At 63.1% G+C, this 17,881-nt stretch carries 16 protein-coding genes; 10 read left to right on the top strand and 6 right to left on the bottom strand.

Annotated elements, in window-relative coordinates:
- Window positions 1-127 precede the first annotated feature (127 nt).
- The 5 genes from secD (at window position 128) to QMA15_RS24750 (ending at window position 7,887) form a co-directional block, all read left to right on the top strand.
- Complete coding sequence (gene secD / locus QMA15_RS24770; RefSeq protein WP_020969530.1) at window positions 128-1,849, top strand: protein translocase subunit SecD; 1,722 nt, start codon at window positions 128-130, stop codon at window positions 1,847-1,849.
- Entirely contained in the window at window positions 1,846-3,069 is a 1,224-nt protein-coding gene (secF, locus tag QMA15_RS24765) for a protein translocase subunit SecF (RefSeq protein WP_290287063.1), read from the top strand. The genes secD and secF overlap by 4 nt, the downstream gene beginning before the upstream one ends.
- 2 nt (window positions 3,070-3,071) lie before the next feature.
- Complete coding sequence (locus QMA15_RS24760) at window positions 3,072-4,802, top strand: ABC transporter substrate-binding protein (protein ID WP_279163842.1); 1,731 nt, start codon at window positions 3,072-3,074, stop codon at window positions 4,800-4,802.
- 41 nt (window positions 4,803-4,843) lie between these two features.
- On the top strand, window positions 4,844-5,377 hold the full coding sequence (locus tag QMA15_RS24755; protein ID WP_290287068.1) for an adenine phosphoribosyltransferase: 534 nt from the start codon (window positions 4,844-4,846) through the stop codon (window positions 5,375-5,377).
- 98 nt (window positions 5,378-5,475) lie between these two features.
- The gene (locus tag QMA15_RS24750) at window positions 5,476-7,887 is read left to right on the top strand and encodes a RelA/SpoT family protein (RefSeq protein WP_020969534.1); all 2,412 of its coding nucleotides are present in this window, start codon (window positions 5,476-5,478) and stop codon (window positions 7,885-7,887) included.
- Window positions 7,888-7,939: 52 nt separating this feature from the next.
- On the opposite strand, the gene QMA15_RS24745 is transcribed toward QMA15_RS24750, so the two are convergent.
- Together QMA15_RS24745 and QMA15_RS24740 are read right to left on the bottom strand one after the other, a co-directional pair.
- On the bottom strand, window positions 7,940-8,734 hold the full coding sequence (locus QMA15_RS24745; protein ID WP_021344164.1) for a peptidylprolyl isomerase: 795 nt from the start codon (window positions 8,732-8,734) through the stop codon (window positions 7,940-7,942).
- A gap of 17 nt (window positions 8,735-8,751) precedes the next feature.
- Entirely contained in the window at window positions 8,752-9,633 is an 882-nt protein-coding gene (locus QMA15_RS24740; protein ID WP_070796917.1) for a peptidylprolyl isomerase, read from the bottom strand.
- Between the two features lie 194 nt (window positions 9,634-9,827).
- Between QMA15_RS24740 and QMA15_RS24735 the strand changes: the two genes are divergently transcribed.
- From QMA15_RS24735 to QMA15_RS24720, 4 genes are all read left to right on the top strand, one after another.
- Window positions 9,828-10,508, top strand: coding sequence for an MBL fold metallo-hydrolase (locus tag QMA15_RS24735; protein WP_279163843.1), 681 nt, complete (start codon window positions 9,828-9,830; stop codon window positions 10,506-10,508).
- Between the two features lie 15 nt (window positions 10,509-10,523).
- Window positions 10,524-11,795 (top strand): histidine--tRNA ligase, encoded by a 1,272-nt coding sequence (hisS, locus tag QMA15_RS24730; protein WP_019748310.1) that lies wholly within the window; start codon window positions 10,524-10,526, stop codon window positions 11,793-11,795.
- The gene (locus QMA15_RS24725; protein WP_047888379.1) at window positions 11,785-12,414 is read left to right on the top strand and encodes a hypothetical protein; all 630 of its coding nucleotides are present in this window, start codon (window positions 11,785-11,787) and stop codon (window positions 12,412-12,414) included. The genes hisS and QMA15_RS24725 overlap by 11 nt, the downstream gene beginning before the upstream one ends.
- A 66-nt stretch (window positions 12,415-12,480) precedes the next feature.
- A complete protein-coding gene (locus tag QMA15_RS24720; protein WP_279163844.1) occupies window positions 12,481-13,470 on the top strand; it encodes a malate dehydrogenase in 990 nt (329 codons plus the stop codon).
- Window positions 13,471-13,503: 33 nt separating this feature from the next.
- Here the strand turns inward: QMA15_RS24720 and QMA15_RS24715 are convergent, their stop codons facing one another.
- Together QMA15_RS24715 and QMA15_RS24710 are read right to left on the bottom strand one after the other, a co-directional pair.
- Entirely contained in the window at window positions 13,504-14,847 is a 1,344-nt protein-coding gene (locus tag QMA15_RS24715; protein ID WP_290287062.1) for a hypothetical protein, read from the bottom strand.
- Window positions 14,844-15,173 (bottom strand): type VII secretion target, encoded by a 330-nt coding sequence (locus tag QMA15_RS24710; RefSeq protein ID WP_029255293.1) that lies wholly within the window; start codon window positions 15,171-15,173, stop codon window positions 14,844-14,846. Before QMA15_RS24710 ends, QMA15_RS24715 begins: the two co-directional genes overlap by 4 nt.
- A gap of 173 nt (window positions 15,174-15,346) precedes the next feature.
- Between QMA15_RS24710 and otsB the strand changes: the two genes are divergently transcribed.
- Window positions 15,347-16,135, top strand: a complete 789-nt coding sequence (gene otsB / locus QMA15_RS24705; protein ID WP_019748315.1) for a trehalose-phosphatase — start codon at window positions 15,347-15,349, stop codon at window positions 16,133-16,135.
- 9 nt (window positions 16,136-16,144) lie between these two features.
- Here otsB and QMA15_RS24700 read toward each other — a convergent pair whose 3' ends face one another.
- Window positions 16,145-16,945, bottom strand: coding sequence for an alpha/beta hydrolase (locus tag QMA15_RS24700; RefSeq protein WP_256065643.1), 801 nt, complete (start codon window positions 16,943-16,945; stop codon window positions 16,145-16,147).
- 133 nt (window positions 16,946-17,078) lie between these two features.
- Window positions 17,079-17,870 carry an ABC transporter permease gene (locus tag QMA15_RS24695; protein ID WP_019748317.1) on the bottom strand — a complete coding sequence of 264 codons (792 nt, stop codon included), beginning with the start codon at window positions 17,868-17,870 and terminating at the stop codon, window positions 17,079-17,081.
- Between the last annotated feature and the right edge of the window lie 11 nt (window positions 17,871-17,881).

Raw genomic sequence — 17,881 nt, 5'->3', positions numbered from 1 at the left:
TTCACCAGCAGCTCAGTTCATCCCGTTGATCAATCGTTGCAGTTCGAACGCCGCAGCTCGGGTGGTCGTCGACCGCCCGAGCCTGCATTTACTGAAGCTCTGCACCTACTGAGGAGACTTAAAGATCGTGGCACCTTCCACCGGAACGGTGCATCCGGTCCGCTACCTGGCCCTTTTCGGGGTCCTGGTGGTGGCACTGTATGCCCTGGTGTTCTTCACTGGAGACAAGTCGGCCACGCCGAAACTCGGCATCGACCTGCAGGGTGGAACGCGCGTCACGTTGACCGCTCGTACCCCGGACGGCAGCGCTCCCAGTCAGGACAGTCTCAAGCAGGCTCAGGAAATCATCGAGACCCGCGTCAACGGTCTCGGCGTTTCCGGCTCCGAGGTCGTCGTCGACGGTGACAACCTCGTCATCACCGTTCCCGGCGACGACAGTGCGCAGGCTCGCTCGCTCGGCCAGACCGCCCGTCTGTACATCCGCCCGGTGACGGGTTCGATCGACGTCGCCACCCGTGACGCGAACCGGACAGCTACCCCAGAGGTGCCAGCGGCTGAAACTCCGGCCACTGATGCTCCGGCTCCCGAGGCGCCGGCCGACGGGACCCCGACGCCGCAGAACCGCCCGTTCCTGGCTCAGGACCCGACCACTCCGGAGGCAACCCCGGCGCCGGAGACGACAACACCGGCTCCCCCCGCGGACGCATCGAGTGACGGCACCGACGAAGGCGACGCAGCAGCAGCGGAAATCGCCGCAGCGCGCGCCCTCCGACAGAGCAGCGATCCGACGGTGCAGCAGCAAGCAGTGGCGAACCTCGACTGCTCCGTCGCGGATCCGCTCCGTGGAAACGACGACCCGACTCTTCCGCTGGTCGCGTGCTCGCAAGACGGACTGAACATCTATCTTCTCGGTCCTTCGATCATCGACGGCCAGGAGATTGCCGACGCGTCTTCGGTCTTCAACTCGCAGCAGTCGCGCCACGAGATCAGCCTCTCGTTCAAGACGACCGGCAGCAACACCTGGGCCGAGTTCACCTCAGCCAACATCGGCAAGCAGGCAGCGTTCACGCTCGACTCGAAGGTCGTCAGCGCCCCCACGATTCAAGGTGCAACGCCTGCGGGTAGCGCGACCTCGATCACGGGCAGTTTCACTGCGGAGAGCGCCAAAGAACTTGCCAACACTCTGAAGTACGGTTCGCTTCCGCTGTCGTTCGCAGCCTCCGAGGCCGAGACGGTCTCGGCAACGCTCGGACTGGCCTCACTGCAGGCGGCATTGATTGCCGGCGCGGTCGGTCTCGTTCTCGTGCTGCTGTACTGCCTCGTCTACTACCGGATGCTCGGCGTCCTGACGGCGTTGTCGCTGATCCTCTCCGGAGTCATGGTCTACGCGATCATGGTTCTGCTCGGCAGATACATCGGCTTCACACTCGACTTGGCCGGCATGGCTGGTCTGATCATCGGTATCGGTATGACCGCCGACTCGTTCGTCGTGTTCTTCGAACGCATCAAGGACGAAATGCGTGAGGGCCGTAGCTTCCGCTCCGCGGTGCCACGCGGTTGGGCGCGAGCGCGCCGAACAATTCTTTCCGGCAACGCGGTGAGCTTCATCGCCGCTGCAGTTCTGTACGTGCTGGCGGTCGGACAGGTGCGAGGCTTCGCCTTCACCTTGGGTCTGACCACCATCCTCGACGTGATTGTCGTGTTCCTCGTGACGTGGCCACTGGTCAGTATGGCGTCCCGTTCGGCGTTCTGGTCCAAGCCCAGCGTCAACGGTCTCGGCGCAGTGCAAGAGGTTGCCCGCGAACGTAAGGTTGCCGCCGCTGCGTCGGCTAAGGAGACACGAGCATGAGCGAGTCCAACAACTCCCCGGTGGGGTCCAACAACAGTTCCTCGGCCGAGTCCGCCGACGCCGCAGCCCGGTCGGAGATCACCGACTCCGGCGTCGATCAGGGCGCGATGCCCAAGCACAGTTGGCTCTCGCGGCTGTACACGGGAACGGGTGCGTTCGAGGTCGTCGGCAGGCGTCGTGTCTACTACGGACTGACCGGCGCTCTGGTCGCCATTGCGCTGCTCAGCATCATCCTGCGCGGCTTCACCTTCGGTATCGATTTCGAGGGCGGATCGCGCATTCAGTTCCCGGCCGAGGGTGGAGTCGAGACGTCGGAGGTGGAAACCGTCTACTCCGACACACTCGGGTTCGAGCCGGTCAGCGTGCAGACGGTCGGCTCGGGTGCCAGCGCCACCGTACAGATTCGGTCGGAGACGTTGAACGCGACGCAGATCAACGATCTGCAGTCGGCGCTCTTCGACGAGTTCCAGCCCAAGGACAAGAACGGGAACCCGTCGGCGCAGGCCATCAGTTTTGCGGACGTGAGTGAAACCTGGGGCGGCCAGATCACCAAGAAGGCGCTGATCGCGCTGATTGTGTTCCTGGTGATCGTGAGTATCTACATCGCCATCCGCTTCGAGCGGGACATGGCGGTAGCCGCGATTGTCGCGTTGTTCTTCGACATCATCGTCACTGCCGGCGTCTACTCGCTCGTCGGTTTCGAGGTGACGCCCGCGACGGTGATCGGTTTGCTCACCATTCTCGGCTTCTCGCTGTACGACACAGTGGTGGTGTTCGACAAGGTCGAAGAGAACACACGCGGTGTTCTGCATCTGACGCGCCGGACGTACGGCGAGCAGGCCAACCTCGCGGTGAATCAGACCTTGATGCGATCGATCAACACGACCGTCATCAGTGTGCTCCCGGTGATCGCTCTGATGGTTGTCGCGGTCTGGATGCTCGGCGTCGGCACGCTCAAGGACCTTGCGCTGGTTCAGCTCGTCGGCATCATCGTGGGTGCGTACTCCTCGATCTTCTTCGCGACGCCGCTCCTGGTGTCGATGAAGGAACGCTGGGGACCCGTTGCCGCGCACACTCGTAAGGTGCTCTCGCGCCGGGCTACGCTGGCCGAGAAGGGTACGCAGACGGTTGCCGTCGGCGCACCAGTTGCACGCCGTGCGCCGGTTGCTCCGCAGCCGGGTGTGCGGCCGACCGGAAAGCGAAACAAGAAGGGGCACTGAACATGCTCCCAAGAACACGCACACTGGTTCGATCGATGGCGTTCGTTGCGGCCACCGCTGTGGCTGCCGGTTCGTTGGCGGCCTGCTCGGAAAGCGCCGAGCAGGTTCCGTCCATCGGATATGCCATCGACAACTCCATCTCCACGTACAACGCCAACACGACAGCTGGATCGGTGTCCGGGGCGATGGCCGCGTTCGGCCGGGTGCTTCCCGGCTTCACGTTCACCGGCCCGGCCGGAGCACCTGTGTCGGACACCGACATCGGAACGGCGTCGGAGTTGCCCGGTGACGTGCTCACGGTCTCGTACAAGCTCAATCCGGCGTCGGTGTACTCCGACGGGATTCCGATGTCCTGTGACGATCTGGTCCTCACCTGGGCGGCGTCGAGTGGCAAGTTCACCAAAGACGTCGATGGTGCTGCGAAGCCCATGTTCGACACGGCGAACAATCTCGGTTACGCGGACATCGACCGGATCGACTGCCAGAGCGGGTCGAAGGACGCGACTGTCTTCTTCAAGCCCGGGCGATCGTTCACCGATTGGCGGTCGTTGTTCGGTGCGACTGCATTGATGCCTTCACACATCGTGACGCAGCGCGCCGGAGTCGGCGACGTGGTGAGCGCGGTGAATGCCGGTGACACCGACGCGTTGTCGAAGATCGCCGACTTCTGGAACACCGGGTGGAACCTGACTCCAGGTCAGGTGGACACCTCCGTACTGCCTTCCGCTGGTCCGTATCGAATCGACTCGTACAGCGCCGACGACGGCCTGGTGCTGGTCGCGAACGAGCGGTGGTGGGGCAACAAGCCCGCGACCGATCGCATCGTCGTCTGGCCACGTGGTGTGAATCTGACCGAGGATCTCGACAAGAACTCGATCGAGGTCGTCGACGTCGCTTCCGGGTCGGCCGGCGAGCTCGGTACTCCGTCCGGGTTCGACCTCCAACAGATTCCGTCGCGGTCGATCGAGCAGTTCGTTCTCGCGACGTCTGGTTCGCTGGGCGACGAAGCCGCCCGTCGAGCGTTCGCGCATTGTGTTCCGCGGACAACTCTGTTCGAGAAGTTCGGGCAGACGGAGAATGCGCCGCAGGCTGGTCTGGGTTCCGGCGTGGTCGATTCGCGACTGATGGCGCCGGATTCACTCGTGTACAGCGACGCCGCTGCGGTCGACGGTGACCGGTACGCCAATGCCGACGTCGATGCCGCGAAGACGTCGTTGTCGGAAGCCGATCTCGACCAGTTGACCGTCCGGGTCGGGTACCTCGCACCGGACCCGGTGCGGGCGCAGATCGTCTCTGAAGCGAAAGCCGCGTGTGCTCCGGCGGGAATTACGATCGAGGACGCGAGTACCGACAGCTTCGATCCTGCGAGTCTGCAGTCCGGGGGAGTCGACGCTGTGCTTTCCGGCATGGCAGGCAAAGTCGGGGCAGGCGGAACAGCGAGCATGATCGACGCGCGCGGAGCGTTGCGATCGGGCAACGGCGCAAACCTCGGTACGTACGGAAATGCACGGATCGATCAGATCATCGATCAGTTGAACGTGGATGCGAGCACCAGTGCGCAATTGGGGCTCTCGGTGGAGGCGGAGAACATCCTGTGGACCCAGGTGCCTACGATTCCACTGTTCAATCAACTACGAACTGTCGCTGTAGCTCCAGGCATGTCGGCAGTGTTGGTCAATCCGACTCGGGCCGCTACCGGCTGGAACATGGACAGATGGGTATTACGCAGATGAGCGTCTCGAATGGTGTTGCCTTGCACACGCCTGAAGAATTGATCGCAATCCACCGGGCTGCCGGAGACGCCGTTGTTCGGCTGACCCGCTGGGCGGACAACTTTCCCGGGCCCGGGGTTCGGTTCGCCGATCTGACTCCGGTGTTCGCCGACGCCGAGGGGTTCGGGGCCGTGCTCGACGCCCTTGTCGCCTGTGCTCCGGACGCCGACACGATTGCCGCCGTCGATGCTCGCGGGTTCCTGCTCGGTGCCGGCGCGGCTGCGAAGATGGGTGCTGGGGTGGTGGCCGTGCGGAAGGTCGGCAAACTGCCGCCGCCGGTACTCTCTCGTTCGTACAGCCTCGAGTACGGATCCTCGACTCTCGAGATCCCCGCAAACGGCTTCGATCTCACCGGGCGGAATGTTCTGTTGATCGACGACGTTCTGGCTACCGGAGGGACACTCGAGGCGGCTGTACAGTTGGTTGAGTTGGGTGGAGCGAACGTCGTCGGCGTCGCAGTGGTGCTCGAGATCGAGGAACTGCGCGGTCGAGATCGCTTCTTGAAGTACCCACTGACATCCCTGGTGAAGGTCTGAGTATTAAAGTTGTCTCCTGGGGGTCGAGTTAGACCTCCAGGGCAATTACCCGATGCAGGGCGGTTGCCTCAACCAACTCGGTGGTAGGAGGTGGCGACATGACGTCGAATCTTGATCGATCACAGAACTCGGGTGCAGTGTCGCAGGAGACGGGTGCACATCCGGCTCCGGAGACGACACCATCGAAGTCCGCGGTGCCCGACGATTCGGGATCTGCGCAAACTGCCGGCAATCGGGGTGGGCAGAACCTGGCCGTGCCCGCTTCCGCCTCCCGTAGGGTGCGCGCTCGGCTTGCTCGGCGCATCACCGGTCAGCGCAACGCCACCATCCGCCCGGTGCTCGAGCCGTTGGTCAGCCTCCACCGTGAGCTGTATCCGAAGGCCGACCTCGCGCTGCTCCAGCGTGCGTACGACGTCGCCGAGGACAGACATTCGAGCCAGCGTCGCAAGTCCGGCGATCCGTACATCACGCATCCGTTGGCCGTCGCAAGCATTCTGGCCGAGTTGGGTATGGACACCACCACCCTCGTCGCAGCCCTGCTGCACGACACCGTCGAGGACACCGGGTACTCACTCGAAGAGTTGACCAAGGACTTCGGTGACGAGGTCGCTCACCTCGTCGACGGCGTCACCAAACTCGACAAGGTCGTTCTGGGCACAGCCGCCGAGGGCGAAACCATCCGCAAGATGATCATCGCGATGGCGCGGGACCCGCGCGTGCTCGTGATCAAGGTCGCGGATCGTCTGCACAACATGCGCACGATGCGATTCCTGCCGCCAGAAAAGCAGGCACGTAAGGCGCGAGAGACTCTCGAAGTCATTGCGCCACTTGCACATCGACTTGGAATGGCGACCGTCAAGTGGGAACTCGAGGACCTCTCATTCGCCATCTTGCACCCGAAGAAGTATGACGAGATCGTTCGACTGGTCGCCGATCGCGCGCCTTCTCGTGACACCTATCTGGCCAAGGTTCGCGCCGAGATCAACTCGACCCTGTCCGCCTCGCGGATCAACGCCATCGTCGAAGGCAGGCCCAAGCATTACTGGTCGATCTATCAGAAGATGATCGTCAAGGGCCGCGATTTCGACGACATCCACGATCTGGTCGGCGTCCGCATCCTGTGTGAAGAAGTGCGTGACTGTTACGCCGCGGTCGGCGTTGTCCACTCACTGTGGCAGCCGATGGCCGGACGCTTCAAGGACTACATCGCACAGCCGCGCTACGGCGTCTACCAGTCGCTGCACACCACCGTCGTGGGACCGGAAGGCAAGCCCCTGGAGGTCCAGATCCGGACCCAGGACATGCACCGGACCGCGGAGTTCGGTATCGCCGCGCACTGGCGGTACAAGGAGACCAAGGGCAAGCACGCGGGCGACATCGCCGAGGTCGACGACATGGCGTGGATGCGTCAGCTACTCGACTGGCAACGTGAAGCGGCCGATCCGGGGGAGTTCCTCGAATCGTTGCGTTACGACCTCGCGGTCAAGGAGATCTTCGTCTTCACGCCAAAGGGTGACGTGATCACGTTGCCTGCCGGATCGACTCCCGTCGATTTCGCGTATGCGGTGCACACCGAGGTCGGGCACCGATGCATCGGTGCCAGGGTCAACGGCCGGTTGGTCGCGCTGGAACGAACTCTCGAAAACGGCGAAGTGGTGGAGGTCTTCACGTCGAAGGCTGCCACCGCCGGGCCGAGCCGAGATTGGCAGACGTTTGTCGTCTCGCCGCGTGCCAAGGCGAAGATCCGTCAGTGGTTCGCGAAGGAACGCCGCGAAGAGGCGCTCGAGTCCGGCAAGGATCAGATCGCGAAGGAAGTCCGCCGTGTGGGACTTCCGTTGCAGCGGTTGATGAATGCCGAATCGATGAGCACGATCGCGCATGAACTTCGCTATCCCGACGTCTCGGCGTTGTACACGGCTGTAGGCGAGAGCCAGGTGTCGGCGCACCACGTCGTGCAGCGACTGGTTGCTCATCTGGGCGGCGTCGGCGCCGTCGAGGAGGAACTGGCCGAGCGTTCGACGCCGTCGACCATGCCGGTGCGCACCCGCAGCACGGGCGACTCCGGAATTCTGGTTCCCGGAGCACCCGGCACGGTGGCAAAACTCGCAAAGTGTTGCACGCCGGTTCCGGGCGATTCGATTCTGGGCTTCGTCACGCGCGGCGGGGCGGTCAGCGTGCACCGTACCGACTGCACCAACGCCAACTCGCTCCACGATCAGTCCGAGCGAATCATCGACGTCGAATGGGCGCCCTCAGCGACGTCGGTGTTCCTGGTCGCGATCCAGATCGAGGCGCTCGATCGTCATCGGTTGCTTTCCGACGTCACCAAGGCGTTGGCCGACGAGAAAGTTAACATTCTGTCGGCCTCGGTCACCACCTCAGGTGACCGAGTGGCGATCAGCAAGTTCACCTTCGAGATGGGCGACCCGAAGCACTTGGGTCATGTGCTCAACGTGGTTCGCAATGTGGAAGGCGTCTACGACGTCTACCGCGTGACCTCTGCTTCGTAAACTGCTGTGCGCCTTTATTAACCGCGGGCGGTTAATAAAGGCGCACAGTCGGTTAGGCGACTACTGCAGTCTCGATGGTGATTGGGGTGTTGGGTGCGCCGCCACCGGTTGCGCCCATGCCTCCGTCGTCGCCGTCGGCTGCGATCTTCTCGATCGTCGCCAGGCCGGCGTCGTCGATCTTTCCGAAGACCGTGTAGTTGGGCGGCAAGACCGAATCCTCGTAGACGAGGAAGAACTGGCTGCCGTTGCTGCCCGGTGCACCCGAGTTGGCCATTGCGAGCGTGCCGCGGGGGTAGACGGCAGGCAAGGAGAGCGCCGGATCGTTAGCGGAGTACGCAGTGGTCGGGTACTCGTTGTCGAATCCGTAGCCCGGTCCGCCCGTGCCCTTGCCCGAGGGATCGCCGCACTGCAGGATCTGAAGACCGGGTGTGGTGACCAGTCGATGGCACGGGGTGTCGTCGAAATACTTCTGCTCGGTCAAGCTCACGATGCTGTTGACCGTGCATGGGGCTTCTGCCCGGTTCAGTTCCATCCCGATCGGGCCGGCCGTAGTCGTGAGCGCGACGTTGACGGTTCCCTCGGTGGACACGCCCGTGGAGTTCGGCGGATTGACGGTCTTTGCAGCGCCCGCCGCGCTCGGGTACGAGCAGTCGACAGTCGCCGACGCCGGAGTCGGGACAGGCGGGAGTGCGTCGAACTGTGACATGTCGAGCGGCGGCATGGCAGCCGTTGTCGTCTTCGCCTTGGAGGTGCTGGACGGCGAGTCCGAGCTACCGGAATCACTGGAACAACCAGCCAGAAGCAGCGCTGCGGCGCTTGCAGCGGCAATAACTACAGGAAAGCGCATCACAGGATTACGTCGCATCAGTCGAGCCTTACTGTCTTGATGTCGGTGGTCAGATTCGGCTTGCCGTCACCCTCTGGTGTCGATCCGCCGGCCGCGACCTTGTCCAAAGTGGCGAGACCGGTCTCGTCGATCGTGCCGAAAACCGTGTACTGCGGCGGGAGTTGTGAGTCGCCGTAGACGAGGAAGAACTGGCTGCCGTTGCTACCGGGTGTCCCGGTGTTGGCCATCGCAACCGTGCCGCGCGCGTAGGTGACTGGCTCTTGCGCTGCCGGGTCGGTGGTGGCGTACGCCGTGGTGGGGAACTCGTTGTCGAATCCGTAGCCCGGTCCGCCGGAGCCGGTGCCCGACGGGTCACCGCACTGCAGCACCTGGAGCGAGGGGCTCGTCGTCATGCGGTGGCAGGTGGTGTCGTTGAAGTAATCCTGCTGCGCCAAGCTCACGAAGCTGTTGACCGTGCACGGAGACTTCGTTCCGTCGAGCGTGAGCCCGATGTTTCCCTGCGAGGTCTCGACGCTGATGCTCGGCGTCGCGTCCGGCGCGGTGGTGGGAATCCCGTCGGTACGAGGAGGGTTGTTGGCCTTGGACGCGGTAGCGCCGTCAGCCGGGTACGAGCAGGAAACCGTGTCGGCCAGCGGCGTCGACAGACCGGCCGGCATTGCACCCGCGGTCTGCGGCGTGAGGCTCGAATCGTCGGCAGCAGTGTTGGTGGTGTTCGCGTCGTCGTCACTGCGATTGCTGAACCAGATGAGTCCACCGACGACACCGACTACGACGACCACGCCGAGCGCAGTTCCGGCTATCGTCATCTGCTTGCGCTTGCGGGCACGTTCTGCGCGACGTTCGAGCTGACGCTCGAGCTTGCGTTTCGCCGCCTCGCGGCGTTGCTCGTTACTCGGCACTGCTGTAGTCCTCCGTATCGCGGGTGGATCGTGGTCGGCCCGCCGAGCGACACCCTGGGGTCGGCTTCGGCAAGCGGCTCTACTCGTCGTCAGAGTCTCCCATTGCAACCTGAGAACTTACTGGCGGGGCAGCAGCTTAGGCTGTAACCGACAGCGTGTTGTTCGTTTCCACCCTTCGAAGAGGAGTTGCCCCCGTGCTCGTCACTGGTTTTCCGGCCGGGATGTTCCAAACCAACTGCTACATACTCGCTCAGGACGACGCGTGCGAATGCGTAGTCGTCGATCCGGGTCAGGATGCAGCCGAGCCGCTCTTCGAATATCTCGACTCCAAGGACATGTCGGTCAATGCAGTACTTCTGACCCACGGTCACCTCGATCATGTGTGGTCGGCCCGCGAGGTCTGTGAGCGGTACTCCGTGCCCGCCTACATCCATCCCGAGGATTGCTACATGCTCAGCGATCCGGCACGGGGGATCGGCCCGACGATGAAGGAATTCATTCAGGGCATGACGTTCGTGGAGCCGGACGAGGTGATCGAACTGAGCGACGGAGACAAGATCACCGAGGCCGGAATGACGTTCGTGGTGGACCACACACCCGGGCACACGCAGGGATCGGTGGTGTTCCGCACCCAGGCGAACACCGAGAGCGGGCCCGTGGACTTGGCGTTCACCGGTGACACCCTGTTCCAGGGTTCCATCGGGCGCAGCGACCTGCCAGGCGGAAATCACGAGCAGTTGCTCGCTTCGATCGCCCGCAAGCTACTGGTACTCGGTGACGAGACAGTGGTCCTGCCCGGGCACGGTGGCAACAGTTCGATCGGCGCCGAGCGAAGCTCGAACCCGTTTCTCGTTGGACTCAGCGCACAGAAATAAGGAAAAGTACCTCTCGTGAGTAAAGCCAGCACCTTCTCTGCACCCAAGGGAATTCCGGACTACGTTCCGCCGCAGTCAGCCGAATTCGTCGCCGTTCGTGACGGTTTGACGCGCGCCGCCAGGTTGGCCGGGTACGGCCACATCGAATTGCCGATCTTCGAGGACACCGGCCTGTTCGCGCGCGGTGTCGGTGAGTCGACCGACGTCGTCAGCAAAGAGATGTACACGTTCGCCGATCGCGGTGACCGTTCGGTGACGTTGCGTCCCGAGGGAACCGCCGGCGTCATGCGTGCCGTCATCGAGCACAGCCTCGATCGTGGACAGTTGCCGGTCAAGGTCAGCTACGCGGGCCCGTTCTTCCGCTACGAGCGCCCGCAGGCCGGTCGCTACCGCCAGTTGCAGCAGGTCGGCGTCGAGGCCATCGGGATCGACGACCCCGCGCTCGACGCTGAGGTCATCGCGATCGCCGACGCCGGATTCCGGTCGTTGGGGCTCGACGGCTTCCGCCTCGAAATCACCTCTCTCGGCGATGACACCTGCCGACCGCAGTACCGCGAACTGCTGCAGGAGTTTCTCTTTGCACTTCCGCTCGACGAAGACACACGTCGACGCGCCGAGATCAACCCGCTTCGGGTGCTCGACGACAAGCGCCCAGATGTACGCGAGATGACGGCCGGCGCACCGCTCATGCTCGATCACCTCTCGGAGAGCTGCAAGGCGCACTTCGACGAGGTACTAGCGCACCTCGACGCCTTGGGAGTTCCCTACGTCGTCAACCCGCGCATGGTCCGCGGCCTCGACTACTACACCAAGACGACCTTCGAATTCGTGCACGACGGACTGGGCGCGCAGTCCGGAATCGGTGGTGGTGGTCGTTACGACGGACTGATGGAACAGCTGGGCGGACAGCCGCTCTCGGGGATCGGGTTCGGAATCGGCGTCGACCGCACGGTTCTCGCGCTCGAGGCCGAGGGTAAGTCGGTTGCGCCACCGGCACGTGTCGACGTCTTCTGTGTACCGATGGGAGCCGAGGCGAAGGCGGCACTGGTGAAGATCGCACACCAGTTGCGTGCCAATGGGATTCGCGTCGACCTGGCGTACGGAAATCGTGGCGTCAAGGGCTCGATGAAAGCGGCCGATCGCTCGGGCGCCGCAGTCGCGTTGGTTCTCGGCGAGCGCGAGCTCGAAGAGGGCGTTGTCGTTGTCAAACAATTGGCGACAGGTGAGCAGGAGACGGTGCCGCTCGACCAAGTTGTCGACAAGCTCGGGGATCTCGTTGAGCACTGAGGCTGAACCGGTTTCGCTCGATCTGGTTCCCGTGGCGTTGATCGCGCCGCGGCTGAAGAAGTTCGCCGTTGTTGTGGTGGTCTTCGGTGTGGTCGTCGGGTTGATCGTCAGTGTGTTCTCGACGATGACGGTCGGAGTGATCGTCGGTGCCGTCATCGCGGTTCCGACGTCACTGGCGATTCTGATGACGCTGCGCCGGCATATCACCCTGTATGGCAACAGGATTCGAGCACAAGCTGGTTTTCGCACCAACGACGTCGACGTGGCCGAGGTGCTCACGGCGGCGTTGACGGTGCGATCCGGCCGGATCAGCGAGGTCAGCCTGACACTCGGTGACGGTCGGTCCACCGTGCGAATACCGCTCGCGCTCTACACGGCAGGGGGCGGGCGCGAATTGGAGATCCTTGCACTCCGCAAGCTCGCCGACGCCCTGGCGGCCAGTGAGTTGGTACCGGCTGCCGCGTTGTCCTCGGTGCTGATCGAACAGTTGCGTGCCGAAGCCCGCGGCGCCGGACTAGCCGAGCGTCCGCTCTACCGCGCCGTCGAACTCGTGACGGCGGAGGGACGAGTGCCGAGAACCACACTGACGGACCACGAAGTGGCCGGATTACTCGACTAGCGTGGAAACCGTTCTTACAGCGTTGTAGAACGGACAGTCGTGAAAACGGCAGGTGAGGAGTCGGCAATGAGTATTGCGCCCGTAACCGTCACGGTGACCGGAGCGTCGGGTCAGATCGCCTACGGCATGCTTTTCCGCATAGCTGCGGGGGAGATGCTCGGCGCTGACGTACCGATCAAACTTCGACTGCTCGAGATTCCCGCCGCCGTGTCCGCTGCCGAAGGCGTCGCGATGGAGCTCGAAGACGGCGCATTCCCCTTGCTGAGCTCCATCGACATCACCGACGATCCCGATGTCGCCTTCTCCGGCGCGAACGTCGGGATGCTGGTCGGTGCACGTCCGCGGAGCAAGGGGATGGAGCGCGCCGACTTGCTGAGCGCGAACGGCGCTATTTTCACAGCGCATGGGAAGGCGATCAACAACAACGCAGCCTCGGACGTCAAGGTGCTGGTCGTCGGAAACCCGGCCAACACCAACGCTCTCATCGCGATGAACAACGCGCCGGATGTACCCGATACTCGGTTCAGTGCGCTGACGCGCCTCGACCACAACCGAGCGATTGCGCAGGTGGTGAAGAAGACCGGCGTTCGTGCGTCGTCGGTGCGCAAGGTGTCCGTCTGGGGAAACCATTCGGCGACGCAGTACCCGGACCTGTCCCACGCGACCGTCGCGGGTGAGCCTGCGCTCGCGGTGATCAACGACCGAGACTGGGTGGGGAACGATTTCATCCCGACTGTGCAGGTGCGAGGCACCGCCATCATTGCTGCGCGTGGATCGTCCTCTGCGGCAAGTGCGGCCAGCGCGTCGATCGACCACGTCCGTGACTGGGTGATCGGAACGGCCGAGGACGACTGGGTATCCATGGCCGTCTGTTCGGACGGTTCCTACGGGGTGCCCGAAGGATTGATCTCGTCCTTCCCGGTGACCTGTGCCGATGGTGAATTCGCTATCGTTCCGGATCTCGCGATCGACGACTTCTCACGCGAACGGATTGACCTGTCCGTCAGCGAATTGGAGCAGGAGCGTGCGGCGGTACGGGAGTTGGGCTTCGTTTGAGGTTGTAATGCCGCCCCGGCCGGGGAGTCCCGATCAGAGATCTCGGAACAGGTACTGATCGGGATTCTCGGCACCGAGCACGGGCGGTGACACCATCGGTAGATCGTCGACCATCGAGTTTTCGTCACCGGCGCTGACGAGATACCCCGGAGTCGTGCGTGACGACTCGTCGTCCCGCGTTCCGCGAGGACCGCCGCCCATCATGCCGTCCGGCGATATGTCGCTACTGCCGACCGCCGAAGATGGTGCACCCAGGCCGGGCGTTGCTACCGGAACCGGTTGAACTGCAGCAACTCCCGCTGCGCCTCTCATCGTTCCACCGGTAGTGCCGCTTCCACCCACCCATGCTCCGCCGGAGCTCGCTGTCGCACTGGGCGACGGCGACGGCGACCCGCCGGCTGCGAGTGACGTCGATGAATTGCCTGCGCCCCACAGCTTGTCGACGCCGGTCGGAAGTCCGGCGCCTGCCTGCGCTGCCGCGGTCCGAACGGCATCGGTTCCTGAGTGCGCGGATAACGGTGCGTCGCCGGCATCGGTCGATCCAGACAGCTGCGATCCAGACAGCTGCGATCCAGACAGCTGCGATCCAGACAGCGGCGATGCCGACGCGGCTGATGCCGCCAGAGGTTGGGCGATCTGACGGGCGGCGTCGGCGAGCGCCTCCGGAGTGGCAAGGTTGGCGAGAGCCTCACCGATCGGTGGAGTCGGCACGGGGATCGACCCGGCAAGGGCGTTCATGGCAGCGGTGTGCCCGAGCATTTCCCCGCGAGTCTGTGTCACCGCCGCGACGGCTGCCTGCATGTGTTCGGCTGCGGAGGCAATCAGCATCGCCTGTCCTGGTGGTGTCCACGCGATCGGTGCAGCAGCTGCAACCGTGGTCGCGAAGGACTGCGCGATCGCCGCGAGATTCGCGTTGCCTCGCTGCACCGATTCCGCGGCGGCAGCAGCGGTTTTCGATATCGCGGTTCCGCGTTCGCTCAATTCTGCGCCGCTGTTCTGGGCGGATCGCGACAGTTCGGTCGCGGCTTCGCTGCCGGTGCTGTTCCAGGTCTGGCCCACCTCGGCGACCGCGCTTTGGGACAGTCCCATGGCTTGGTCGATGAGAGTGGACGCCTGGTTGAAGATGCCGACGGGATCGATGCCGGCAAAAGTGCCGGTGCCGAGGCTCTTCCCGAGTTCGATCAACGGCGCGAACAGATCTTCGATTCCGGGTAATGCCGGAACCGGTATGCCGGCGAGCATCGATTCGACCGTGTTGTTCGGCAATGCCGGGGCCGGAGCACCACCTTGAAGGAATTCGAGGACCGTCGTCGAGTCGTCTTCGGTGTTCATGCGATCGGTGTCGATGCGATCGCTGTTCACGCGATCGCTGTTCACGCGGTCACGTCCGTCGATCCAGCGATGCCGGCCAGATCTGACGCGGTTGAAAGATCTGTGGTGTCGTAGGCCTGAGCGGCTGCACTCGCCGTTGCTGCGTTGCCGGCGTAGAAGGTCGCCAGTGCTGCAACATCTTTGGTGTGAGTTGCCTGGGCGCGCGCGAATGCCGCGAGAAACTCGATGCCGACAGGACCGACGGCTGGTGCGACTGCCGCGATGTTGGCGCCCAGATCGACGGCGGCGGCCTGCGCGATGTGTCCTGCAGCTTCGGCCGACGTCGAGCCGTACCTTCGGATGTCGTCAGTGACGACAGTCAATTCGCTCATCGTTACCCCCCAGTTGGTAAGCGTCGTGAGAACTGTATCGGAGAGAAGCGGCGCCGGAGGGGAGTGGACACGGCTCACCCTGCGCTTTCCGGACAACCTGGACGAAGTGGCAGAGATTACATTCTGATCCGGTGTTGGTATTGCGGGTGCGATCGATTTGGCACACTCGAACCATGCGAACCGCTTCGGACGTCATCCTCCGACTCACGTCCGATCCAGCTCGCTGTGGACTGGTGATGGATTTCGACGGTGTGCTTGCACCTATCGTCGACGATCCGTCGGCCAGTGCGCTCCTGCCCGGTGCCGAGGAGGTGCTCGCGACTTTGTCGAGGCACTTCGGCGTGGTGGGCTTGCTCTCGGGACGGCCGGCGTCGTTCTTGCGAGAACGACTGAGTCTGGATTCGGTTGTTCTCATGGGTTCCTACGGCGTCGAGACCTGGACGGAGAACGGAATCGAAGTGCTTCCGGCCGTCGCTGCGTTCAGTGATGCCGTCGCCGAAGCAGAAGCCGAACTGCGTCGCCTGTTCGACTCTCAGTCAGTTCCTGGCATCCACGTCGAGAGCAAAGGCCTTGCGGTGGCTGTGCATTGGCGTCGGGCCGCGGATCGAGCGGTCGCGCAGCGCCTGGTGGAAGCAGCGACGACAGAAATCGCGAGCCGGACCGGGTTGCGGCGTGAGCCCGGCAAGTTGGTCGAAGAATTGCGTCCACCCGTTGAGGAGGACAAGGGGACAGGCCTCCTTCGCGCGATCGCCACCGCAGGCGTCGACGTCGTCGCGTACGCGGGCGACGACCGTGGTGACCTACCTGCCTTTGCTGCTGTCCTTGCCTCGGGTGGAGAAGCGTTGGTGGTCAAGGGCGATGACATTGCACCGGAAGTGGCTGCTGTCGACGGCGTCCAGTTCGACGGCCCGCCGGCATTCCTCGATTGGATGAAAGAGCTTGCCGCGCACCTGGAACGCTGACACGTGAGGTCAGTCTGCCAAGAACTCGACCAGCGCGCGGTTGACCTCTTCCGGATTGTCCTGTGTGCATTGATGTCCGACGCCGGTGATCACCACCCGGCGAATCAGGTCCGGTAGCTGGTCGCTCAGGGCGTCGTAGATTCGATCGAGTTGGCGCGGCATGTCGACCTCTCCCCGCATCAGGAGGGTCTCCTTTCGGGGTGCCGTATCCACCGGGCAGAGTGACGCGAACCCGCTTGTTCCCAGATCCAGCCAGGTCTGCCGTCCGGCGGCCAGCATGCAGTCTGCAACGTATCTGCGAGTTGCGGGATTTCGACTCGACCACCGGCCACTGTAAAAGGCAAAGGGACCCCACGGAATCCGTCGATACAAATGCGTGCCGATTTTGATCGCCGAGGCAGCGGTTCCACTCATTTCCCGGTGCTGGCCAGGGCTGCCGATCATGACGAGCTTGTCTACTCGATTCGCGTGACGATGGGTGAACTCCTGCGCGATGTTTCCGCCGAACGAGTGTCCGACGATGCTTGCACGATCGATTCCGAGCGAGTCGAGCATGACCTTCACGTCGTCGATCACAGTGTCGAGAGTGGCGCGGTGGCCTTCCTCGAGAATCGACAGCCCTTGACCGCGTAGGTCGGGCAGCACCAGGGAATAGGCGCCCGCGAGTTCCGCGACCTGGTCGTCGAACATTCGATGATCAACTCCGGCGCCATGCAGGAAGACGATGCATTTCCGATCGAGCGCCGGCGTGCGCCACACACGCATTTCGGTGCCCGGAGTGGAAATAGTCTGGGTTGTCAGAGTCTGCATCGCTGTCCGTTGCCTCAGTTCGTTGCCGAATCAGATGGAAGTGAGCCTATCCTAACTTCTGTGGACCGCGGTTGTGGCAACAAGAAACTGGCCGCACCGGAACATCTCCGGTACGGCCAGTCTTGGTGTTAGGTCAGGCGTCGCGCTTGTTGACGACGGCGATGCTGATTCCGAAAACCACCAGCACAAATGCTGCGAAGTAGAACAGGCTTCCCCAAGGGCCCCAATGGAAATTGGTGCTCGAACCCGAAGAGAGGAAGTGGTCGGCGTTGGCGAACGGGAGGAACGGTGTGACGTTTCTACCGAAGGATCCGAACATGCCGAACAGGCTCTCGATGAGCAGCGGCCAGAGCAGGAGCAATGCAATAGCGCCGGCAGATTGCCGGAGGAGTGCTCCGACGGCGATGGCAAGGACAACGCAGAGGAAGGCGAAGATCGGTACGCCGTAGACGGCGCGCCAGGCATCGGCGTTGTCGAGTGCCAGATTGGTGGAACCTTCAGAGCCTGCAGCAGCTTTGGTGATGAATACCGCGCCGAGCATGAGAACGAAAGACAGCGCCGCGCCGAAGGCGCCGATCAGGCCGGCTTTGGCGATCAGGACCGAAGCCCGGCTCGGGATTGCCTGGAAGGTGGTGCGGATGATGCCGAAGCGGTATTCGCTGGTAATCGCGAGGGCCGCCATGATCATCAGGACCATGACGCCGAAGCCGGAAACTCCCAGTCCCGCTTCATTGAACGTGGGGAGGAACTTCTCGAAATCAGGAGTTCCTGATGCGGCTTCGTCGTTGTACGCCTGAATGCTCGAACTCGACGAACGCCCGATCATCCAGGCGACGCCCAACCCTAGGACGATGATTGTGATCGTGCACCACAGCGGCGACTTGGTCGTGGTGATCTTGATACGTTCAGCACTGAGAACAGCCATTACAGTGCACC

Origin of the sequence: Rhodococcus sp. APC 3903, assembly GCF_030407755.1 — a bacterium.
Lineage (GTDB): Bacteria > Actinomycetota > Actinomycetes > Mycobacteriales > Mycobacteriaceae > Rhodococcus_F > Rhodococcus_F erythropolis.
Note: the sequence above shows the minus strand (reverse complement) of the source record. Positions and strands in the feature narration are given on the sequence as shown.

Excerpts from the sequence above, each read along its gene's own strand:
- QMA15_RS24710 (WP_029255293.1), bottom strand. The coding sequence starts at position 15,173 with ATGAGCGAATTGACTGTCGTCACTGACGACATCCGAAGGTACGGCTCG.
- otsB (WP_019748315.1), top strand. The coding sequence starts at position 15,347 with ATGCGAACCGCTTCGGACGTCATCCTCCGACTCACGTCCGATCCAGCT.
- QMA15_RS24750 (WP_020969534.1), top strand. The coding sequence starts at position 5,476 with ATGACGTCGAATCTTGATCGATCACAGAACTCGGGTGCAGTGTCGCAG.
- QMA15_RS24700 (WP_256065643.1), bottom strand. The coding sequence starts at position 16,945 with ATGCAGACTCTGACAACCCAGACTATTTCCACTCCGGGCACCGAAATG.
- QMA15_RS24695 (WP_019748317.1), bottom strand. The coding sequence starts at position 17,870 with ATGGCTGTTCTCAGTGCTGAACGTATCAAGATCACCACGACCAAGTCG.
- secF (WP_290287063.1), top strand. The coding sequence starts at position 1,846 with ATGAGCGAGTCCAACAACTCCCCGGTGGGGTCCAACAACAGTTCCTCG.
- QMA15_RS24745 (WP_021344164.1), bottom strand. The coding sequence starts at position 8,734 with ATGCGCTTTCCTGTAGTTATTGCCGCTGCAAGCGCCGCAGCGCTGCTT.
- QMA15_RS24720 (WP_279163844.1), top strand. The coding sequence starts at position 12,481 with ATGAGTATTGCGCCCGTAACCGTCACGGTGACCGGAGCGTCGGGTCAG.
- QMA15_RS24760 (WP_279163842.1), top strand. The coding sequence starts at position 3,072 with ATGCTCCCAAGAACACGCACACTGGTTCGATCGATGGCGTTCGTTGCG.